At 69.3% G+C, this 17,849-nt stretch carries 15 protein-coding genes; 5 read left to right on the top strand and 10 right to left on the bottom strand.

All coding sequences use genetic code 11. The annotated features are described in order from the left end of the window. Positions 1-38 precede the first annotated feature (38 nt). The 3 genes from ACFOD9_RS02620 to ACFOD9_RS02610 all read left to right on the top strand — a co-directional run bounded on the left by ACFOD9_RS02620 (position 39) and on the right by ACFOD9_RS02610 (position 2,338). Complete coding sequence (locus ACFOD9_RS02620) at positions 39-947, top strand: alpha/beta fold hydrolase (protein ID WP_379508532.1); 909 nt, start codon at positions 39-41, stop codon at positions 945-947. A gap of 6 nt (positions 948-953) precedes the next feature. Beyond that, the gene (locus ACFOD9_RS02615) at positions 954-2,063 is read left to right on the top strand and encodes an NAD(P)/FAD-dependent oxidoreductase (RefSeq protein ID WP_379508531.1); all 1,110 of its coding nucleotides are present in this window, start codon (positions 954-956) and stop codon (positions 2,061-2,063) included. Positions 2,064-2,155: 92 nt separating this feature from the next. After that, on the top strand, positions 2,156-2,338 hold the full coding sequence (locus ACFOD9_RS02610) for a YegP family protein (RefSeq protein WP_379508530.1): 183 nt from the start codon (positions 2,156-2,158) through the stop codon (positions 2,336-2,338). Between the two features lie 58 nt (positions 2,339-2,396). Here the strand turns inward: ACFOD9_RS02610 and lpdA are convergent, their stop codons facing one another. The 9 genes from lpdA to ACFOD9_RS02565 all read right to left on the bottom strand — a co-directional run bounded on the left by lpdA (position 2,397) and on the right by ACFOD9_RS02565 (position 13,060). Further along, complete coding sequence (gene lpdA, locus ACFOD9_RS02605) at positions 2,397-3,797, bottom strand: dihydrolipoyl dehydrogenase (protein WP_379508529.1); 1,401 nt, start codon at positions 3,795-3,797, stop codon at positions 2,397-2,399. A gap of 26 nt (positions 3,798-3,823) precedes the next feature. Continuing rightward, entirely contained in the window at positions 3,824-4,345 is a 522-nt protein-coding gene (locus tag ACFOD9_RS02600; protein ID WP_379508528.1) for a DUF1877 family protein, read from the bottom strand. Between the two features lie 22 nt (positions 4,346-4,367). Beyond that, positions 4,368-5,606, bottom strand: coding sequence for a 2-oxoglutarate dehydrogenase complex dihydrolipoyllysine-residue succinyltransferase (odhB, locus tag ACFOD9_RS02595; RefSeq protein WP_379508527.1), 1,239 nt, complete (start codon positions 5,604-5,606; stop codon positions 4,368-4,370). A gap of 8 nt (positions 5,607-5,614) precedes the next feature. Next, positions 5,615-8,455 carry a 2-oxoglutarate dehydrogenase E1 component gene (locus tag ACFOD9_RS02590; RefSeq protein WP_379508526.1) on the bottom strand — a complete coding sequence of 947 codons (2,841 nt, stop codon included), beginning with the start codon at positions 8,453-8,455 and terminating at the stop codon, positions 5,615-5,617. A 259-nt stretch (positions 8,456-8,714) separates the two neighbouring features. Next, entirely contained in the window at positions 8,715-9,605 is an 891-nt protein-coding gene (sucD, locus tag ACFOD9_RS02585; RefSeq protein ID WP_379508525.1) for a succinate--CoA ligase subunit alpha, read from the bottom strand. A 47-nt stretch (positions 9,606-9,652) separates the two neighbouring features. Continuing rightward, the gene (gene mdh / locus ACFOD9_RS02580) at positions 9,653-10,615 is read right to left on the bottom strand and encodes a malate dehydrogenase (protein WP_379508524.1); all 963 of its coding nucleotides are present in this window, start codon (positions 10,613-10,615) and stop codon (positions 9,653-9,655) included. Between the two features lie 197 nt (positions 10,616-10,812). Next, positions 10,813-11,115, bottom strand: a complete 303-nt coding sequence (locus tag ACFOD9_RS02575; RefSeq protein ID WP_379508523.1) for a hypothetical protein — start codon at positions 11,113-11,115, stop codon at positions 10,813-10,815. A gap of 132 nt (positions 11,116-11,247) precedes the next feature. Continuing rightward, complete coding sequence (locus tag ACFOD9_RS02570) at positions 11,248-12,384, bottom strand: cell wall hydrolase (RefSeq protein ID WP_379508522.1); 1,137 nt, start codon at positions 12,382-12,384, stop codon at positions 11,248-11,250. A 160-nt stretch (positions 12,385-12,544) separates the two neighbouring features. After that, on the bottom strand, positions 12,545-13,060 hold the full coding sequence (locus tag ACFOD9_RS02565) for a hypothetical protein (RefSeq protein ID WP_379508521.1): 516 nt from the start codon (positions 13,058-13,060) through the stop codon (positions 12,545-12,547). Positions 13,061-13,248: 188 nt separating this feature from the next. Between ACFOD9_RS02565 and ACFOD9_RS02560 the strand changes: the two genes are divergently transcribed. Continuing rightward, positions 13,249-14,040: an N-acetylmuramidase domain-containing protein gene (locus ACFOD9_RS02560; RefSeq protein WP_379508520.1), complete on the top strand. Its 792-nt coding sequence runs from the start codon at positions 13,249-13,251 to the stop codon at positions 14,038-14,040. Positions 14,041-14,244: 204 nt separating this feature from the next. Further along, a complete protein-coding gene (uvrA, locus tag ACFOD9_RS02555; protein ID WP_379508519.1) occupies positions 14,245-17,139 on the top strand; it encodes an excinuclease ABC subunit UvrA in 2,895 nt (964 codons plus the stop codon). 175 nt (positions 17,140-17,314) lie between these two features. Here uvrA and ACFOD9_RS02550 read toward each other — a convergent pair whose 3' ends face one another. After that, entirely contained in the window at positions 17,315-17,764 is a 450-nt protein-coding gene (locus tag ACFOD9_RS02550) for a hypothetical protein (RefSeq protein ID WP_379508518.1), read from the bottom strand. Positions 17,765-17,849: the final 85 nt, after the last annotated feature.

Below are 17,849 nucleotides of genomic sequence, written 5' to 3'. Positions count from 1 at the left end.
GCCGGGAATTCCCTGAAAAAGCGTTGGAATCCCGGTGGTTGGCCGAAGATGGGTGGGCGATCCGGCGGGTTGACTGGGGGGGCAAAACGGCCCCCCGCGGGAGCCTGCTGTTCCTCCCCGGACGGGGGGATTTCCTCGAGAAATACCTGGAATCGCTGGATCACTGGGCCAGCCGGGGCTGGGCGGTGACCGCGCTGGACTGGCGCGGCCAGGCTCTGTCCGGCCGGCTCGGGACCGATTCCCTGACCGGCCATGTCGATGATTTCGGCCGCTGGGTCGCCGATCTTGCCGCGTTCTGGCCGGCCTGGGTGGCCGAGCGGCCCGGCCCCCACGTGCTGGTCGCCCATTCGATGGGCGGGCATCTCGCCCTGCGCGCCGTGGCCGAGGGGCGGGTGCGGCCCGATGCCCTGGTGCTCTCCGCGCCGATGCTGGGATTTGTCCGCCACGGCCTGCCCACCGGCCTGTCGCGCTGGCTGTCGCGCTGCCTTGCCGCGCTGATGTGCGCGATCGGCGATCCGCGCCGTGCCGCCTGGGGCCAGGACAGCGAAAAGCCCGGGCAGGTGCCGGCCGGGCGCATGGCCCTGCTCACCCACGATGCCGCGCGCTATGCCGACGAACTGTGGTGGCGCGAACGCCGTCCGGGGCTGGGCATGGGTCCGCCGAGCTGGGGCTGGCTGCGCGCGGCGCTCGCCTCGATGCGGTGGCTGGATCGCCGCGCGGTGCTCTCGCGGCTGGCCGTGCCCACCTTCATCGCCGCCGCCTCGGCCGACCGGCTGGTCGATTTCGGCGCCACCGTGCGCGCCGCCCGCTGGATTCCCCACGCCCGGCTGCTGCGCTTCGGCACCGAGGCCGCCCACGAACTGCTGCGCGAGGCGGACCCGGTGCGCGGCCGGGTGATCGCCGGGATCGACGAATTCCTTGACCAGGCAGCCCCGGCGGACAACTGACGCCCCGTGACCGCCGACGCTCCCGCCCCCGCCTCCTTCGACTTCGCCGTGATCGGCGCCGGCATGGCCGGGGCGAGCCTTGGCGCCGAGCTGGCCGCCAGCGGCGCGCGGGTCCTGCTGGTGGAGGCAGAACAGGCGCCCGGCTATCACGCCACCGGCCGCTCCGCCGCGTTCTGGACCGAAAGCTACGGCGGCCCCGGCGTCCAGCCGCTCACCGCCGCGTCCGGGCCGGCGCTGGCAGCTGGCGGCTATCTCACCCCGCGTGGCGCGCTGACCATCGCGCGGGCCGGGCAGGAGGCGGCGCTCGATGCCTTCGTGGCGCGCTATGCCGCGGTGGGCGTGGCGGTGGACCGGCTCGACCGCGCGGCGATCGCCGCCCGGGTGCCGGGCCTGCGCCCGGCCTGGGTGGGCGGCGCGCTGGAGCCGAGCTGCTGCGACATCGACGTGGCCCGGCTGCACCAGGATTGTCTCGCGGCGGCCCGGCGCGGCGGGGCGACGCTGTGGACCGGGGCCACGCTGGCCGAGGCCGAGGCCGATGGCGCCGGCTGGACCCTGGCCATGGCCGATGGCCGCCGCGCCCGTGCCGGCGTGCTGGTCAACGCCGCCGGCGCCTGGGCCGACCGGGTGGCCAGCCTTGCCGGGGTGCGCCCGCTGGCCTTGCAGCCCTATCGCCGCACCGTCGCCCAGGTGCGGACCGCGCCGCCGGCCGGGGCCGACCTGCCGCTGGTGCTGGATCTGGGCGAAGCATTCTATTTCAAGCCGCAGGCCGGGCGGCTCTGGCTCAGCCCCCACGACGAAACCCGCAGCCCGCCCTGCGATGCCGCCGCCGACGAGCTGGACGTCGCCACGGCGGTGGCCCGGCTGGAGCAGGTGGTCGATTGGCGGGTGGAGCGGATCGAGCATCGCTGGGCCGGCCTGCGGACCTTCGCCCCCGATCGCCTGCCGGTCTATGGCTTCGCGCCCGATGGCCCGCGCTTCTTCTGGTTCGCCGGGCAGGGCGGCTTCGGCATCCAGACCGCGCCCGCCGCCGCACGGCTGGCCGCCAGCCTGCTGGTGGGCGGGGGTGGCGAGCCGCCCGTTGATCCGGCTCGCTACAGCCCGGCGCGCTTCGCCTGATTTCGTCGCTGCCGCAAGCCGGCGCCGGTTGCCTCCGCGCCCACCGCTGCTACCCTTCGCCTCGGGGTCGCGGCAACCGAAGGGACCAGTTCATGGCACACCGTTTCGAAATCCGTCAGAACAAGGCCGGCGAGTTCGTCGCCTATTTCTGCCACAACGCCGAGACCATCTTCTGGACCGAGGGCTACAAGTCCAAGGCCAGCGCGAAGAACGCGATCGAATCGATTCTCAAGAACGGCCCCGGTGCCGAAGTGGTCGACACCACGGCGGGGTGATTCCCGCCGCTCCGCCCGCTCTCCCCGCCAATCGGGGGCAGAGCGGGCGTGATCGGCGTCAGATGTGAATCGGAAGGCCGCGCACGGCCATCGCCGCTTCCTTGATCGCTTCCGAATGAGTCGGGTGAGCGTGGCAGGTATAGGCGATGTCTTCGCTGGTGGCGCCGAATTCCATGGCCTGGGCGGCCTGGGCGATCATCGTACCGGCCACGCTGGCGATGCACCACACGCCCAGCACCCGGTCGGTCTCGGCATCGGCGATGACCTTCACGAAGCCGTCGCCCTCGTGGTTGGTCTTGGCGCGGCTGTTGGCCAGCATCGGGAACTTGCCGACCTTGACCGCCCGCCCGCCTTCGCGCGCGGCTTCCTCGGTCAGGCCAACGCCGGCGAATTCGGGCTGGGTATAGACCACGCCGGGGATGACCGCGTGGTTCACGATTCCCGTCAGGCCGGCGATGTTCTCGGCCACGGCAATGCCTTCGTCCTCGGCCTTGTGGGCCAGCATCGGGCCGGGGATCACGTCGCCCACCGCCCAGACGCCGGGAACCTTGGTGGCGAAATCGTGGTCGGTCTCGATCTGCCCGCGCGCGTTCAGTTCCAGCCCGATCTTCTCAAGGCCCAGGCCATCGACATTCGGGCGGCGCCCGATCGAGACGAGGACGACATCGGCCTCCAGCGTTTCCGCCGTGCCGCCGGCGGCCGGCTCGATGGTGACGGTCGCCTGCTTGCCCTTGACCGAAACGCCGGTGACCTTGGTGCCCAGCTTCAGGGCCATGCCCTGCTTCTTGAAGATCTTGCCGGCTTCCTTGCGGACATCGCCGTCCATGCCGGGCAGCAGCTGGTCGAGGAATTCGACCACCGTCACCTCGGCCCCCAGCCGCCGCCAGACCGAGCCCAGCTCCAGCCCGATCACGCCGCCGCCGATCACCACCAGCCGCTTGGGCACTTGCGGCAGTTCGAGCGCGCCGGTGCTGTCGACCACCACCTTCTGGTCGATCGTCACGCCCGGCAGCGGGGTGACCGACGAGCCGGTGGCGATCACCACGTTCCGGGCGGTCACCGGCTTGCCGGCGACGTCGACCGTATGGGCATCGACGAAGCTGGCGCGGCCCTTGAGCCAATCGACCTTGTTCTTCTTGAACAGGAAGGCGATCCCGCCGGTCAGCCCCTTGACCGATTCGCGGCGCTGGCCGTGCATGGCTTCAAGGTCCAGCTCCGGGGTCACCTTCACGCCCAGCTTCGCCATGGCGCCGCTGGCCGCCGCGTCGAAATATTCCGAGGCGTGGAGCATGGCCTTCGACGGAATGCAGCCGACGTTGAGGCAGGTTCCGCCAAGAGTCTCGCGACTTTCCGCGCAGGCCACCTTCAGCCCCAGCTGCGCCGCGCGGATCGCGGCGACATAGCCGCCGGGACCGGCACCGATGACAAGGACGTCGTAGTCGTAGGTCTGGTCAGCCATGGCTCTCTCGGGTTTCCGCAGGGTTGTCAGTTGATCATGGCCAGCGCGGCAAGCCCGCGCGCGGCGCCTTCGGCAAGGAACGAGCGCAGCCGCTCAACGTCGTCCATCACGAAGTCCAGCCCGCCGGGGCCATCCTCGGCCAGCAGCCTGGCGCCATAGACGTTGGCCTTCACCATTGCCTTGGGATCATAGCGTTCGCGCAGGGTATCGTCGTCCAGCTCGGCCAAGGCGGCATCGGCGGCGAGGATCCGCTCGGCCGGGATGATCCACGCCGGGCCGAAGCCCTGGTCGCGGCCGATCTTCTCGAACCGGCCGACGATGATCGACAGCGGATCGGCGGTCGCCTCGGCCGCGCCGGTCAGGAGGAAATGGATCGCCTGCCACTGGTCGTCGAGATCGAAGGGGATCGCGACATTGTGGACGTTGGCCGGCGCATCGAGCAGCGCCTCGTCGAGGTCGGTGCCGACGAGGAACTGGCCGATCGAATCGGGATCGGCGCGCAGCCGCGCCAAGGCCGGCGCATCGGCGTAGCGGGCGGTCCAGATCATGCTTTGGCTCATCGCACCGGCCTCACAGGTCGATCAGCAGGCGGGTCGGATCCTCGATTGCTTCCTTGATCGTCTTCAGCGCGGTCACCGCCTCGCGCCCGTCGATGATCCGGTGATCGTAGGACAGGGCCAGGTACATCATCGGGCGGATCACGATCTCGCCATTGCGGACCACCGGGCGATCCTCGATGCGGTGGAGGCCAAGCACGGCCGACTGCGGCGGGTTGATGATCGGGGTGGACATCAGGCCGCCGAACACGCCGCCGTTGGAGATGGTGAAGGTGCCGCCCTTCATGTCTTCCATGGTCAGCGTGCCTTCGCGCGCCTTCTTGCCCAGCGCGACGATGGCCTTCTCGATCCCTGCGAAGGAAAGCGTGTCGACATCGCGGACCACCGGCACGACCAGGCCGTTGGGCGCCGAGACCGCCACCGACAGGTCGACATAGTCGAAGTAGACGATCTCATCGCCCTGCATCTGGGCGTTGACCGCCGGCAGGTCCTTGAGAGCGAGCACGGCGGCCTTGGCGAAGAAGCTCATGAAGCCGAGCTTGACGCCGTGCTTCTTCTCGAACGCATCCTTGAAGGTATCGCGCGCGTTGATCACCGCGCTCATGTCACAGTCGTTGAAGGTGGTGAGCAGGGCCGCCGTTTCCTGCGCGCTCTTGAGGCGCTTGGCGATGGTCTGGCGCAGGCGGGTCATCTTGACCCGCTCCTCGCGGCGCTCGCCGGTGGCAACAGGGGCCGCCGCCGGGGCGGAAACCGCCGGGGCCGGACTGGCGGCCTTGGCCTGGGCGGCGGCGATCACGTCCTCCTTGGTCAGGCGGCCGTCCTTGCCGGTGCCCTTCACGGTCGAGGGATCGATCCCGTATTCAAGGATCGCCCGGCGCACGGCCGGCGACAGCGCGATGGCATCGCCGCCTTCCGCCGGAGCGGCGGCCGGAGCGGGGGGCGCGGCCGAAGCAGGGGCCGCAACAGCAGCCGGAGCCGCCGCCGGAGCAGCAGGGGCCGCCGCGGCGCCGCCCGCGCCTTCCTCGATCGTGGTGAGCAGCGCGCCGACCGAGACATTGGCCCCTTCGGCGACCAGTTGCTGGCCCATGACCCCGGCAGCCGGGGCATTGACCTCGATCGCGACCTTGTCGGTCTCGAGGCTGGCGATCGGCTCGTCCAGCTTCACCGGCTCACCCGGCTGCTTGAGCCACTGGCCGATGGTGGCCTCGGTCACGGATTCCCCGAGCGTGGGGACCTTCACTTCGATGGTCATCGCTTACCTCAACCGTTCTTCTTGCGGCGGATCTCTCCGCGAACCGAAAGTCCCAGCGCATGGCTGATCAGGGCGGCCTGTTCGGCCTGGTGGCGCTTGGCGAGGCCCGTGGCCGGCGAGGCGCTGGCACTGCGGCCGGCATAGCGGGCGCGGCCCACCTTGCACCGGGCGGCGGCGAGCGCTTCCTCGATCATCGGTTCGACGAAGAACCAGCTGCCGTTGTTCTGCGGCTCTTCCTGGCACCAGACCACCTCTTCCAGATTGGTCATCCGCGCCACGCGGGCGGCCAGTGGCTCGCCCGGGAAGGGATAGAGCTGCTCCAGCCGGACGATCTGGGTATCGGTGATCTCGGCCGCATCGCGCGCCTCGAACAGGTCGTAGGCGACCTTGCCCGAACACAGCACCAGCCGCTTGGTCTCCTTGTCGGCGATCGGCTTCATGTCGGACAGGATCCGCATGAAGTGGCCCTCGCCCACGAAGTCCTTCGCCGCCGACTTGGCCAGCGGGTGGCGCAGCAGGCTCTTGGGAGTCATCACGATCAGCGGCTTGCGGAACGGACGGTGCATCTGCCGGCGCAGCACGTGGAAATAGTTGGCCGGCGTGGTGATGTTGCACACCTGCATATTGTCCTGCGCGCAGAGCTGGAGATAGCGCTCCAGCCGCGCCGAGGAGTGCTCCGGTCCCTGGCCCTCGTAGCCGTGGGGCAGCAGCATGACGAGGCCATTGGCACGCAGCCACTTCGATTCCGACGAGGCCACGTACTGGTCGATCATGATCTGGGCGCCGTTGGCGAAATCGCCGAACTGCGCTTCCCACAGCACCAGCGTTTTCGGATCGGCGCTGGCATAGCCGTATTCGAAGCCGAGCACGCCATATTCGGACAGCGGGCTGTCATGCACCTCGAACCGGCCGTGAGGGACCGTGGTGAGCGGCACGTACTTGTGCTCGTCGGTCTGGTCTACCCACACCGCGTGGCGCTGCGAGAAGGTGCCGCGCCCCGAATCCTGGCCCGACAGGCGCACCGCATAGCCTTCGGAAAGCAGGGCGCCGAAGGCCAGCGCCTCGCCGGTTGCCCAGTCGAAGCCTTCGCCAGACGCGAACATCTCGCGCTTGGCATCGAGCACGCGGGTCAGGGTCTTGTGGACCGTCAGCCCTTCGGGGACCGTGGTCAGCGTGCGGCCGAGGCTGTCGAACAGCTTCTGCTCGATGCCGGTGGGCACGTTGCGCCGCGCGGTCTCGGGATCGGCCGGCTTGTTGAACCCGCTCCAGCGGCCGCCGAACCAGTCGGCCTCATTGGGCTTGTAGTCCTTGGCGGCGGCGAAGTGATCGTCGAGCAGGCCGATGAAGCCGCTTTCCACCTGGCCGAGGAAGGCGCCGTCGATCACGCCGTCGGCCTTGAGCCGGTCGGCATAGATCGCGCTCACCGGCGGGTGCTGGCGGATCTTGGCGTACATCAGCGGCTGGGTGAAGCCCGGCTCGTCGCCCTCGTTGTGGCCGAAGCGGCGATAGCACCACATATCGACCACCACGTCGCGCCCGAAGGTCTGCCGGTAGTCGACCGCCAGCTTGCAGGCGAAGGTCACGGCTTCGGGATCATCGCCGTTGACGTGGATGATCGGCGCCTGGACGCCCTTGGCGACGTCCGAGGGATAGGGCGAGCCGCGCGAGAACTGCGGGCTGGTGGTGAAGCCGATCTGGTTGTTGATGACGAAGTGGATGCAGCCGCCGGTGTTGTAGCCGCGCACGCCGGAAAAGCCGAAGCATTCCCACACGATGCCCTGGCCGGCGAAGGCCGCGTCGCCGTGGATCAGCACCGGCAGGACCTGCTTGTGCTTGCCCGGCCCGATGTCGTCGTGGAACTGCTGGTAGGCGCGCACCTTGCCCAGCACCACCGGGTCCACCGTTTCGAGGTGGCTGGGGTTGGGCATCAGGCTCATGTGGACCTTGATCCCGTCGAACTCGCGGTCCGAACTGGTGCCGAGGTGATACTTCACGTCGCCCGAACCGCCCACGTCGTCGGGGTTGGCGCTGCCGCCGGAGAATTCGTGGAAGATCACCTTGTAGGGCTTGCCCAGAACGTTGGCGAGCACGTTGAGCCGGCCGCGGTGGGCCATGCCGTAGACGATCTCCTTCACGCCGCGCTGGCCGCCATACTTGATCACCGCCTCCAGCGCGGGGATCATCGACTCGCCGCCATCAAGCCCGAAGCGCTTGGTGCCCACGTACTTCTTGCCGAGGAACTTCTCGTACTGCTCGCCGCGCACCACGGCGGCGAGGATCGCCTTCTTGCCGTTGGGGGTGAAGTCGATCGACTTGTCGCCGCCCTCGATCCGGTCCTGGATGAAGCGGCGCTCCTCCACGTCGGCGATGTGCATATATTCGAAGCCGACCTTGCCGCAGTAGTTGCGGCGCAGGATGTCGACCACCTGGCGCACCGTGCCCCACTGGAGGCCCAGGGTGCCGCCAAGGTAGACCTTGCGATCAAGGTCGGCCTGGGTGAAGCCGTGGTATTCGGGTGACAGGTCAGCCGGGATGTCCTGCCGGGCCAGGCCCAGCGGATCGAGGTTCGCGGCCAGGTGCCCGCGCACCCGGTAGGTGCGGATCAGCAGCATGGCGCGGATCGCGTCGGCGGCGGCGCCTTCGAGCGCGGCCTCGTCAAGCGCGGGGGCGGCGGCCTGCTTCGCGGCCTTGCGAATCGCTTCGCGCATGGCCAGCGGGTCGAGCGCCTGGGTCAGCTCGTCCTCGGCATCCCCGCCCACGCGCGGCCAGGTGCCACGCGACCAGCTCGGGCCGGCCTGCGGCGCGTCCTGTCCGGCATCGGGGAGAAAGTCGTGCATTTCCTGGCCCATCGCAATCATCCTTCGCCCGGCGGTCCGGGCATTCGGTGAATCTCGCGCGCCAGTGGCCCCGCTGGCTCCAGTCAGGGGCTGCCGACGCGTGTCATGCCTGCCGGAAGGGACTTGGCCCTCCGGTCGTTCCCCACCCTAGGCGCGGGATGGTTAGTGCCATCCTCCCGCGCCCTTTGTATTTCCATCGTATGGCGTCCGCGACGCCCGGTTCGCACGATCCCGGCCGATATGGCCCGGAGCAGCGCGACCGGGCGCGGGATCAGACGCGTTCCTTGAGTGCTTCGGCGAGCGTTTCGCCCAGCAGCGACGGGCTGGAGGAGACGCGGATCCCGGCCTCTTCCATCGCCGCGATCTTGTCCTCGGCGCCGCCCTGGCCGCCCGAGACGATGGCGCCGGCATGGCCCATGCGGCGGCCCGGAGGCGCCGTGCGGCCCGCGATGAAGCCGGCCATCGGCTTCTTGCGCCCGCGCTTGGCCTCGTCCTTGAGGAACTGCGCGGCTTCTTCTTCGGCCGAGCCACCGATCTCGCCGATCATGATGATCGACTTGGTGTCGTCATCCGCCAGAAACAGTTCCAGCACGTCGATGAAGTTGGTGCCGTTGACCGGGTCGCCGCCGATGCCGACTGCGGTGGTCTGGCCAAGGCCGATGTTCGAGGTCTGGAACACGGCTTCGTAGGTGAGGGTGCCCGAACGGCTGACGACGCCGACCGAACCCTTCTTGAAGATGTTGCCCGGCATGATGCCGATCTTGCACTCGCCCGGCGTCAGCACGCCCGGGCAGTTCGGCCCGATCAGGCGGCTCTTGGTGCCCGACAGCGCGCGCTTGACGCGGACCATGTCCAGCACCGGAACGCCTTCGGTGATCGCCACGATCAGCTCGATCCCGGCGTCGATGGCTTCAAGGATGGCGTCGGCGCAGCCGGCCGGCGGCACGTAGATGCACGAGGCGGTGGCGCCGGTCGCGGCCTTGGCCTCGGCGACGGTGTCGAACTGGGGCAGGCCGATGAACTCGGTGCCGCCCTTGCCCGGGGTCACGCCGGCCACCATCTGGGTGCCGTAGTCGAGCGCGGCCTGGGTGTGGAAGGAACCGGTCTTGCCGGTCATCCCCTGGGTGATGACCTTGGTGTGCTTGTTGACGAGAATGGACATGGGATTCGCTCCTGGCGAGGAATGCCGAAAGGATCAGGCGGTAAGGCTCAGCCCAGCGAGCCGTCGATGGCCTTGCAGGCGACCAGCAGTTCCTTGACCGCGTCGACCGAGACCTGCAAGCCGGCCTTGGCTTCGGCGTCGATCTCGATCTCGATCACCTTCTCCACGCCGCCAGCGCCGATCAGCACCGGCACGCCGACATAGAGATCGCTCACGCCATACTCGCCCGAAACGAAGGCGGCACAGGGCAGGATGCGCTTCTGGTCATTCAGATAGGCTTCGGCCATGGCGATGCCCGAGGCGGCCGGGGCATAGAAGGCCGAGCCGGTCTTGAGCAGGCCGACGATCTCGCCGCCGCCGTTGCGGGTGCGGGCGACGATCTCGTCCATCCGCTCCTTGGTGGACAGGCCCATCTTGATGAGGTCGGGCACCGGGATGCCGTTGACGGTCGAATATTCGACCACCGGCACCATGGTGTCGCCGTGGCCGCCGAGCACGAAGGTGTTCACGTCGCGGATCGAGACGCCGAATTCCCAGGCAAGGAAGGTGGAGAAGCGCGCCGAATCAAGCACGCCGGCCATGCCGACCACCTTGTTCGCCGGCAGGCCGGAGAATTCGCGCAGCGCCCAGACCATCGCATCGAGCGGGTTGGTGATGCAGATCACGAAGGCGTTCGGCGCATTGTCGCGGATGCCTTCGCCCACGGCCTTCATGACCTTGAGGTTGATGCCCAGCAGATCGTCGCGGCTCATGCCCGGCTTGCGCGGCACGCCGGCGGTGACGATGATCACGTCGGCCCCGGCGATGTCCTTGTAATCGTTGGTGCCCACGATCGAGGCATCGAAGCCTTCGACCGGGCCGCACTGCGCGAGGTCAAGCGCCTTGCCCTGGGGCACGCCTTCGACCACGTCGAACAGGACGATGTCGCCAAGTTCCTTCTGGGCGGCGAGATGGGCCAGGGTGCCGCCGATGTTGCCGGCGCCGATGAGGGCGATCTTCTTGCGAGCCATGAACTACCTTCCGTGACGCGGGCGGATTCTCGCGGTCAGGCCAGCCTGCCCTGGTCCCGCGCGAGCGGGCAGAGGCCCAAATGAACGCGAGTGCCCTAGGCGTGGGCGCAGGAAGTTGCAACCGGGAAAAGCGCGCGCTTTCCGACTATCTTTGATAACAGTTCGCAATAGCGGAATGGTTCGCGGGGGTGGTCCGCTCAGCGCCGCCGACGCGCCGGAAGCCGCCGGTCGAGCATCCGGCAAACGGCCATCCAGTGGTGCTGCCCAGCCGCATCGCCCGCGGCCAGGGCCGCGTTCGCCTTATCGTAGGCCTGGCCCGCGGCGGCAAGCCCGTGGGCGGCGAAATGCTCCAGCGTGGCGCGCAGCAGCGGCGTGTCGATCCGGGCGGCGGTCTCGTCGGCGCCGTTGTCGTTGTGCGCGGCCACCCAGGCCGGGCGCGAGAGACAGCGGGCCAGCCCGGAACGGGCCGGACGGCGCGACGCGGCAAAATGGATGGACATCGCGGGGCTTCCTCTCGGCGGCTGACCGGCTCCTTCTGCCACCGGCCCGCTAAGGCTTGGTGTCACGAGATGGTTGAGAAAGCTTAACTTTCCGAGGCTTCTGCCGTGTCGGGGGAATTGCCGCCCGCGCCCCTAGTTCGCCGGCTGCGCGATCCACTGGCCCGAGCGGGCATATTCGGGCCGCACCGCCGAACCCTGGGGCAGGGCATTGGCGGCATAGAGCCGGTCCCCACCGCGCTGCGCCAGCTCCGGCGCATACGCGGGGGCAGGGGCGGGGGCAGGGGCACGGGCGGCAACCGGCGCCAGCGCGTTGGCCTGGGGCGCGTGGAAGCCTTCGGCATAGGCCCGCTCGATCGCCACCGGATCGAGCGCGAGGTCAGCCGGGGCCGGGCCGGCCACGCGCGGCAAGGGCGCGGCCGCCGGCTCGCCGCCGCGATAGGCCGCCGCGCTGAACATCCCCGAAGCGCCTGCCGGGCCGCCGAGGCGATAGAACCGGTGCGCCCCGATCGTGCCGAGGAAGGCGAGGCTGTCGGCCCAATAGGGGTGGATGGCGATGGTGTGGTAATGGGTCGCCAGCCCGACCGGCGCATAGACCTGTCCCGACAGCGCCGCCCGGGCCACGTTCTGCGCTCGCTCCCAGAACAGCCGGCTCGGCACCCGGGCCAGCGCCCCGTCGCAGGTGAAGCTGAACTGGCACCCGGTCGATCGCTCCGAACCCTGGTAGACCACGCCGCACACGGTCTTGGGGAAGGCGGGATGGGCCACGCGGTTGAGCACCACCTGGGCCACGGCGCGCTGGCCGGCATCGGGCTCGCTCGCCGCCTCGTAGTAGATCGCCTGGGTCAGGCAGGTCAGCGCCCGGGTGCGGTCCATGGCCGTGCCGGCCGCCGGAAGGCTCTGCGCGGCCGGGCCAACGGCCTCCTCGCTGTCCCAGTGGGCCGCGCTGTCAAGCGCGGGCGATGGAGCGGGCTGGGCGGCCAGGTAATAGAAGGCCGAACCCGGAAAGCTGGCGCCGGCCTGCTCGAAGGGCATCGGCCGGATCTCGGCCGCGTTGGCCGTGGCATCGCCGATGGCGAAGGCCGGCAGCGCCCCGTTCCAGCCCTGCGGCGCGGCCAGCGCCGGCACGGCCACGGCCGCCGCCAGCATGGCGATCCGCCGCCCCCGGTGCCGTGCGCCGCGCCGCGCGCCCACCCCGCGCACGCGCCGCCCCAGCCGCGCATGGAACTCGCGCGGGGGCAGGTCGCCGGTCAGGAACAGAATTGAAGTCACCGCAGCCTTTCGCCAGCCCATCGTCCGGGCACGCGCTTGGCGCGTAGCCGGGGTGCGCGCCGGGCGCACCGTCCGATTCCAGCCCGTCCCGATGGGGGACGGTTGGCCGGTCTAGCGTAAAGCGGTTAACGCCCCGCCACCGCGCGGCTCGGTAGCCCGGTCAGCCGGCCTCGGGCGCGGCCCGCGCGGCCCGGCGCCGCACCAGCCATAGCCCCGCGCCGCACAGCACGCCGGCATAGAGCGTCGACAGCGCCATGCCGGCCAGTTCGTCCCACGCCTGCATGACCGGGATCGTGCCGATCGTCAGGAACAGCATCATGGCCATGTTCACCAGCCCGGCCAGCCGGCCCAGGATCAGCGCATACATCGCCGCCAGCATGACCACGGCCCACAGCGCCACCCCTACGCCGCCCGCCTGGATGCCGTAGAGCAGGCCGGCTGCCATGGCCACGCCGCCCAGGCTTCCGGCCAGGCTGGGGCCGAAGGCGGCCGGATCGGCATTGCGGATCCCGGTCCAGTAGGTGATGAACAGGAGGCCGCCGTGGATCTTGTGCAGGCCCAGCCCCGCGCCCAGGGCGATGAACCCGGCAATGGCCAGGACCACCCCGCCCAGCACCAGCAGCGCCTTGCCCTTGCCCAGGGGCGCCGCCGGCTCGCTCATTTCGGTCTGTGTCATTGCCATCATCCCCTCAGCCCCGGCCGCTCGTGGCGACCTTGCGGTTGTTCGTCCGCTGTCCCGGCCAGCCTAGGGACGCACTCCAGCCTAGTCGAGCGATTTGCGGTATCTCCAAATGGGTTAATACACTTTCCTACAACGTGCCCATGCGGATATCCGCGAATCTCCCCATCCCAGGAGACGCGCGCATGACCGCCAGCCCGCCCGCCGCCGAATTCACCGGCAATCCCGCCCCGCTCACCCCGACCGACTTCGCCGCCGCCGCCGCCGCGCTGGGTTGCACCGCCGCCGCTGTGCGCGCCGTGGTCGCGGTGGAAAGCCGGGGCGGGTTCCTCGCCGATGGCCGCCCGCGCATCCTGTTCGAACGCCACAAGTTCTCCGCCTTCACCGGCCATGCCTTCGACGATAGCCACCCGGCCGTGTCCGCCCGACAGCCCGGCGGATATCTGGGGGGCGCGCGCGAATATGACCGGCTGGGAGAAGCCCTCGCGCTCGATCGACTGGCCGCGCTCAAGGCGGCAAGCTGGGGCGCGTTCCAGATCATGGGCTTCAATCATGCCGCCGCCGGCTTTCGCGATGTCGAAAGCTTCGTCGCCGCCATGGTCTCGGGCCACGCCGCCCAGCTCCGGGCCTTTGTCGCCTTCATCCGTGCCCAGGGTCTTGCCGATGCCCTCGCCCGGGCCGACTGGCCGGTCTTCGCCCGCGCCTACAACGGCCCGGCCTATGCGGCCCATGCTTACGATACGAGGATCGCCGAGGCTCATGCCCGCTTCCTCGCCGAAGGCGCAGACCAGCGTCCCACCCTCCGTCATGGAGCCACCGGCGAGGCTGTCCGCCAGCTCCAGCGCCTGCTCGGGCTTTCGGCCGACGGCCTGTTCGGCCCCGCCACCCAGGCCGCCGTCACCGCCCGCCAGCGCGCGGCCGGCCTCCCGGCCGATGGCGTGGTCGGCCCGCAAACCTGGGCCATGCTGACCGGCTGAGCGCCCTTTCGCAAAGGCCAACCCCCAACTCCCACCCCCTTCCCGGCGGGATGGGAACCGCTGCCCGCCGCCTGTCCACCCCGGGGCGCCGGATACTGGCCCAAGGTGCGCCTTGCGCCCGCCGTCGCCATTCCCCACATGGTCCCGAGCAGCATGGCCGTCCGGTCTTGCCTCACCCGAACAGATGTGGAACACCGCCGCGCTATGTCGCTTTCGAAGATCACCGTGCGCGGCGCGCGCGAGCACAACCTCAAGGGCTTCGATGTCGAGCTGCCGCGCGATAGCCTGATCGTCATCACCGGCCTGTCCGGCTCGGGCAAGTCGAGCCTCGCCTTCGATACGATCTATGCCGAAGGCCAGCGCCGCTACGTCGAATCGCTCTCGGCCTATGCGCGCCAGTTCCTCGAGATGATGCAGAAGCCCGATGTCGAGCATATCGACGGGCTCTCGCCGGCCATCTCGATCGAACAGAAGACCACCAGCCGCAACCCGCGCTCCACCGTGGCCACGGTCACCGAGATCTACGACTATATGCGCCTCTTGTGGGCAAGGGTCGGCGTGCCCTATTCGCCGGCCACCGGCCTGCCGATTTCCGCGCAGACCGTGAGCCAGATGGTCGACAGGGTCATGGCCCTGCCCGAGGGCACTCGCGCCTACCTGCTGGCCCCGGTGGTCCGCGGCCGCAAGGGCGAATACCGCCGCGAGCTCGCCGAATGGCAGAAGGCCGGCTACACCCGCGTCCGCATCGATGGTGAGTTGTATGCCATCGAGGACGCCCCAGCACTCGACAAGAAGTTCAAGCACGACATCGAGGTGGTGGTCGATCGCATTGCCGTGAAGGACGGCATCCAGACCCGTCTGGCGGACAGTTTCGAACAGGCGCTGAAACTGGCGGAAGGGCTCGCCTATGTCGATCTGGCCGATGGCCCGGTTCCGGGGCGCGAGGAGGAGAGCACCGGCACGCAGCTCAAGGGCGCCGGCCTGCCCGCCAACCGCATTGTCTTTTCCGAAAAGTTTGCCTGCCCGGTCAGCGGCTTCACCATCGAGAGCGTGGAGCCGCGCCTGTTCAGCTTCAACGCCCCGCAAGGCGCCTGCCCGGCCTGCGACGGCCTGGGCGAAAAGCTGCTGTTCGACCCCCAGCTCGTCGTTCCCAACGATGCGCTCTCCCTCAAGCAGGGCGCGGTGGTCCCCTGGGCCAAGAGCAACCCACCCAGCCCTTATTATATGCAGGTCCTTTCCAGCCTCGCCGCCGAATTCGGCTTCAGCCTGGAAACGCCCTGGCAGGACCTGCCCGGCGAAGTCCGCCTGATCATTCTCCACGGCACCGGCGGCAAGCCCGTCGCGCTCACCTTCAAGGACGGGCGCAAGAGCTACACGGTCCACAAGGCCTTCGAGGGCGTGATCGGCAATCTCACCCGCCGCCTCCTGCAAACCGAAAGCGCCTGGATGCGCGAGGAGCTGGCCAAGTTCCAGACCGCGCAGCCCTGCGAGGTGTGCGACGGCAAGCGCCTCAAGCCCGAAGCCCTCAGCGTGAAGGTTGCGGGGGAAGACGTGTCCACCGTCACCCGCTTCTCGGTCGTCGCCGCGCTCGGCTGGTTCGCCGATCTGCCCGCCCGCCTCACCGACCAGCAGAACCAGATCGCCCGCGCCATCCTCAAGGAGATCGACGAGCGCCTCGGCTTCCTCAACAACGTCGGCCTCGATTACCTCAACCTCAACCGCACCTCGGGCACCCTGTCGGGCGGCGAAAGCCAGCGCATCCGCCTCGCCAGCCAGATCGGTTCGGGCCTCTCCGGCGTGCTCTACGTGCTCGATGAACCCTCCATCGGCCTCCACCAGCGCGACAACGATATGCTGTTGGCAACGCTGCGCCGCCTGCGCGATCTCGGCAACACGGTCATCGTGGTGGAGCATGATGAGGATGCGATCCGCACCGCCGATCATGTGGTCGATCTCGGCCCCGGCGCCGGCGTCCACGGCGGCGAGATCGTGGCCCAGGGCACCTTGCAGGACATTCTCGACAGCGAGGACAGCCTCACCGGCCAATACCTTTCCGGCCGCCGCCGCATCGAGGTTCCGCAAGAGCGCCGGAAGGGCAACGGCCACAAGATCACGGTCGAAAATGCCCGCGCCAACAACCTCAGGGGCATCACCGCCAGCCTCCCGCTCGGCACCTTCACCTGCGTCACCGGCGTCTCCGGCTCGGGCAAGAGCTCCTTCACGCTCGACACGCTTCACGCCGGCGCCGCCCGCGTGCTCAACGGCGCCCGCGTCGTCGCCGGCCCACACGATCGCATCACCGGCCTCCAGCACTGCGACAAGGTGATCGAGATTGACCAGTCGCCCATCGGCCGCACGCCGCGCTCCAACCCCGCGACCTATACTGGCGCCTTCACCCTGATCCGCGATTGGTTCGCCGGCCTGCCCGAAAGCCAGGCCCGCGGCTACAAGCCGGGCCGCTTCTCCTTCAACGTCAAGGGCGGCCGCTGCGAAGTGTGTCAGGGCGACGGCCTGATCAAGATCGAGATGCACTTCCTGCCGGACGTTTATGTCACCTGCGAGGAATGCAGCGGCAAGCGCTACAACCGCGAAACCCTGGAGGTGAAGTTCAAGGGCCACTCCATCGCCGACGTGCTGGACATGACGATCGAGGACGCGGAGGAGTTCTTCAAGGCCGTCCCCCCGATCCGCGACCGGATGCATATGCTCAATGAAGTGGGCCTGGGCTACGTCAAGGTCGGCCAGCAGGCCACCACGCTCTCGGGCGGCGAAGCCCAGCGCGTCAAACTCGCCAAGGAACTCGCCCGCCGCTCCACCGGCCAAACGCTTTATATCCTCGACGAACCCACCACCGGCCTCCACTTCGAGGACGTTCGCAAACTCCTCGAAGTCCTCCACCGCCTGGTCGATCAGGGCAACTCGGTCGTCGTGATCGAACACAACCTCGACGTGATAAAGACCGCCGACTGGATCCTCGACCTCGGCCCCGAAGGCGGCGTGCGCGGCGGCGAGGTCGTCGCGGAAGGCACGCCGGAACAGGTGGCGAAGAACCCGCGGTCGTTCACCGGCGCCTACCTGAAGCCGCTGCTGGCGCGCTGATTCCAAACTGCCCCTCGCTCAGGCGGGAAGAGCCGGGCCGCCGCCGGGCAAGAGCCTGGCAGCCAAGGCCCCAGCCCGCGCCGCGTGGGGTTGATGGGCGCGGGCCGGGGAACCCCGGGCAAGGGGAAGGCACCCGGGAGAGGGAGGAATGGCCGGCGCGGCAGCCGGCGTCGGATCAGAAGCGGGTCACCACCCGGCTCATCACCCGCCCGCGCAGCAGCCCCGGATTGCTCGGCTGGCCGGGTACGGCGGCGGTGCGATAGAACACGGTTCCGGCCTCGAGCCTGAGGTCGTAGTCACGCAGGTGATAGATCGTGGAAACGGTGCCATCGTCGGCCTCGACCCGGAACTGGGCGACCGGCGCGCGGCTGGCGGCGACCGGCAGGGTCATGGCCGGCAGCCGATCCGGGTGGGCGGCGAAGTCGGCGCGCTCGTCCATGCTGGCGGCCGGGCCGAAGTGCTGGCCCGCGGTCTCGGCGCGGGCCTCGGTGGGCGCAGCCAGCGCGGCGGCCAGCGCCGCGGCGGCGAAGGCGCTGGTGGCAAGCGCGGCGCCGGCCAGGGCGCGGATCAGTCCCGAGCCCGGAACGTGGCCGGGCTCGGACCCGGTGAACGGCGAGTTACGCATCGGTAAAGCCCCCTTCAAGATGCGGCGCCCCAGTCGCGGTGCAATGTGTCGCGGTGCGGTGTGGCGCGGGTTGACGGGAACCCGG

The organism is Novosphingobium bradum (assembly GCF_042646485.1).
Classification (GTDB): Bacteria; Pseudomonadota; Alphaproteobacteria; order Sphingomonadales; family Sphingomonadaceae; genus Novosphingobium; species Novosphingobium bradum.
Note: the sequence above shows the minus strand (reverse complement) of the source record. Positions and strands in the feature narration are given on the sequence as shown.

Excerpts from the sequence above, each read along its gene's own strand:
- ACFOD9_RS02610 (WP_379508530.1), top strand. The coding sequence starts at position 2,156 with ATGGCACACCGTTTCGAAATCCGTCAGAACAAGGCCGGCGAGTTCGTC.
- lpdA (WP_379508529.1), bottom strand. The coding sequence starts at position 3,797 with ATGGCTGACCAGACCTACGACTACGACGTCCTTGTCATCGGTGCCGGT.
- ACFOD9_RS02600 (WP_379508528.1), bottom strand. The coding sequence starts at position 4,345 with ATGATCTGGACCGCCCGCTACGCCGATGCGCCGGCCTTGGCGCGGCTG.
- odhB (WP_379508527.1), bottom strand. The coding sequence starts at position 5,606 with ATGACCATCGAAGTGAAGGTCCCCACGCTCGGGGAATCCGTGACCGAG.
- ACFOD9_RS02590 (WP_379508526.1), bottom strand. The coding sequence starts at position 8,455 with ATGGGCCAGGAAATGCACGACTTTCTCCCCGATGCCGGACAGGACGCG.
- sucD (WP_379508525.1), bottom strand. The coding sequence starts at position 9,605 with ATGTCCATTCTCGTCAACAAGCACACCAAGGTCATCACCCAGGGGATG.
- mdh (WP_379508524.1), bottom strand. The coding sequence starts at position 10,615 with ATGGCTCGCAAGAAGATCGCCCTCATCGGCGCCGGCAACATCGGCGGC.
- ACFOD9_RS02575 (WP_379508523.1), bottom strand. The coding sequence starts at position 11,115 with ATGTCCATCCATTTTGCCGCGTCGCGCCGTCCGGCCCGTTCCGGGCTG.
- ACFOD9_RS02565 (WP_379508521.1), bottom strand. The coding sequence starts at position 13,060 with ATGACACAGACCGAAATGAGCGAGCCGGCGGCGCCCCTGGGCAAGGGC.
- ACFOD9_RS02560 (WP_379508520.1), top strand. The coding sequence starts at position 13,249 with ATGACCGCCAGCCCGCCCGCCGCCGAATTCACCGGCAATCCCGCCCCG.
- uvrA (WP_379508519.1), top strand. The coding sequence starts at position 14,245 with ATGTCGCTTTCGAAGATCACCGTGCGCGGCGCGCGCGAGCACAACCTC.
- ACFOD9_RS02550 (WP_379508518.1), bottom strand. The coding sequence starts at position 17,764 with ATGCGTAACTCGCCGTTCACCGGGTCCGAGCCCGGCCACGTTCCGGGC.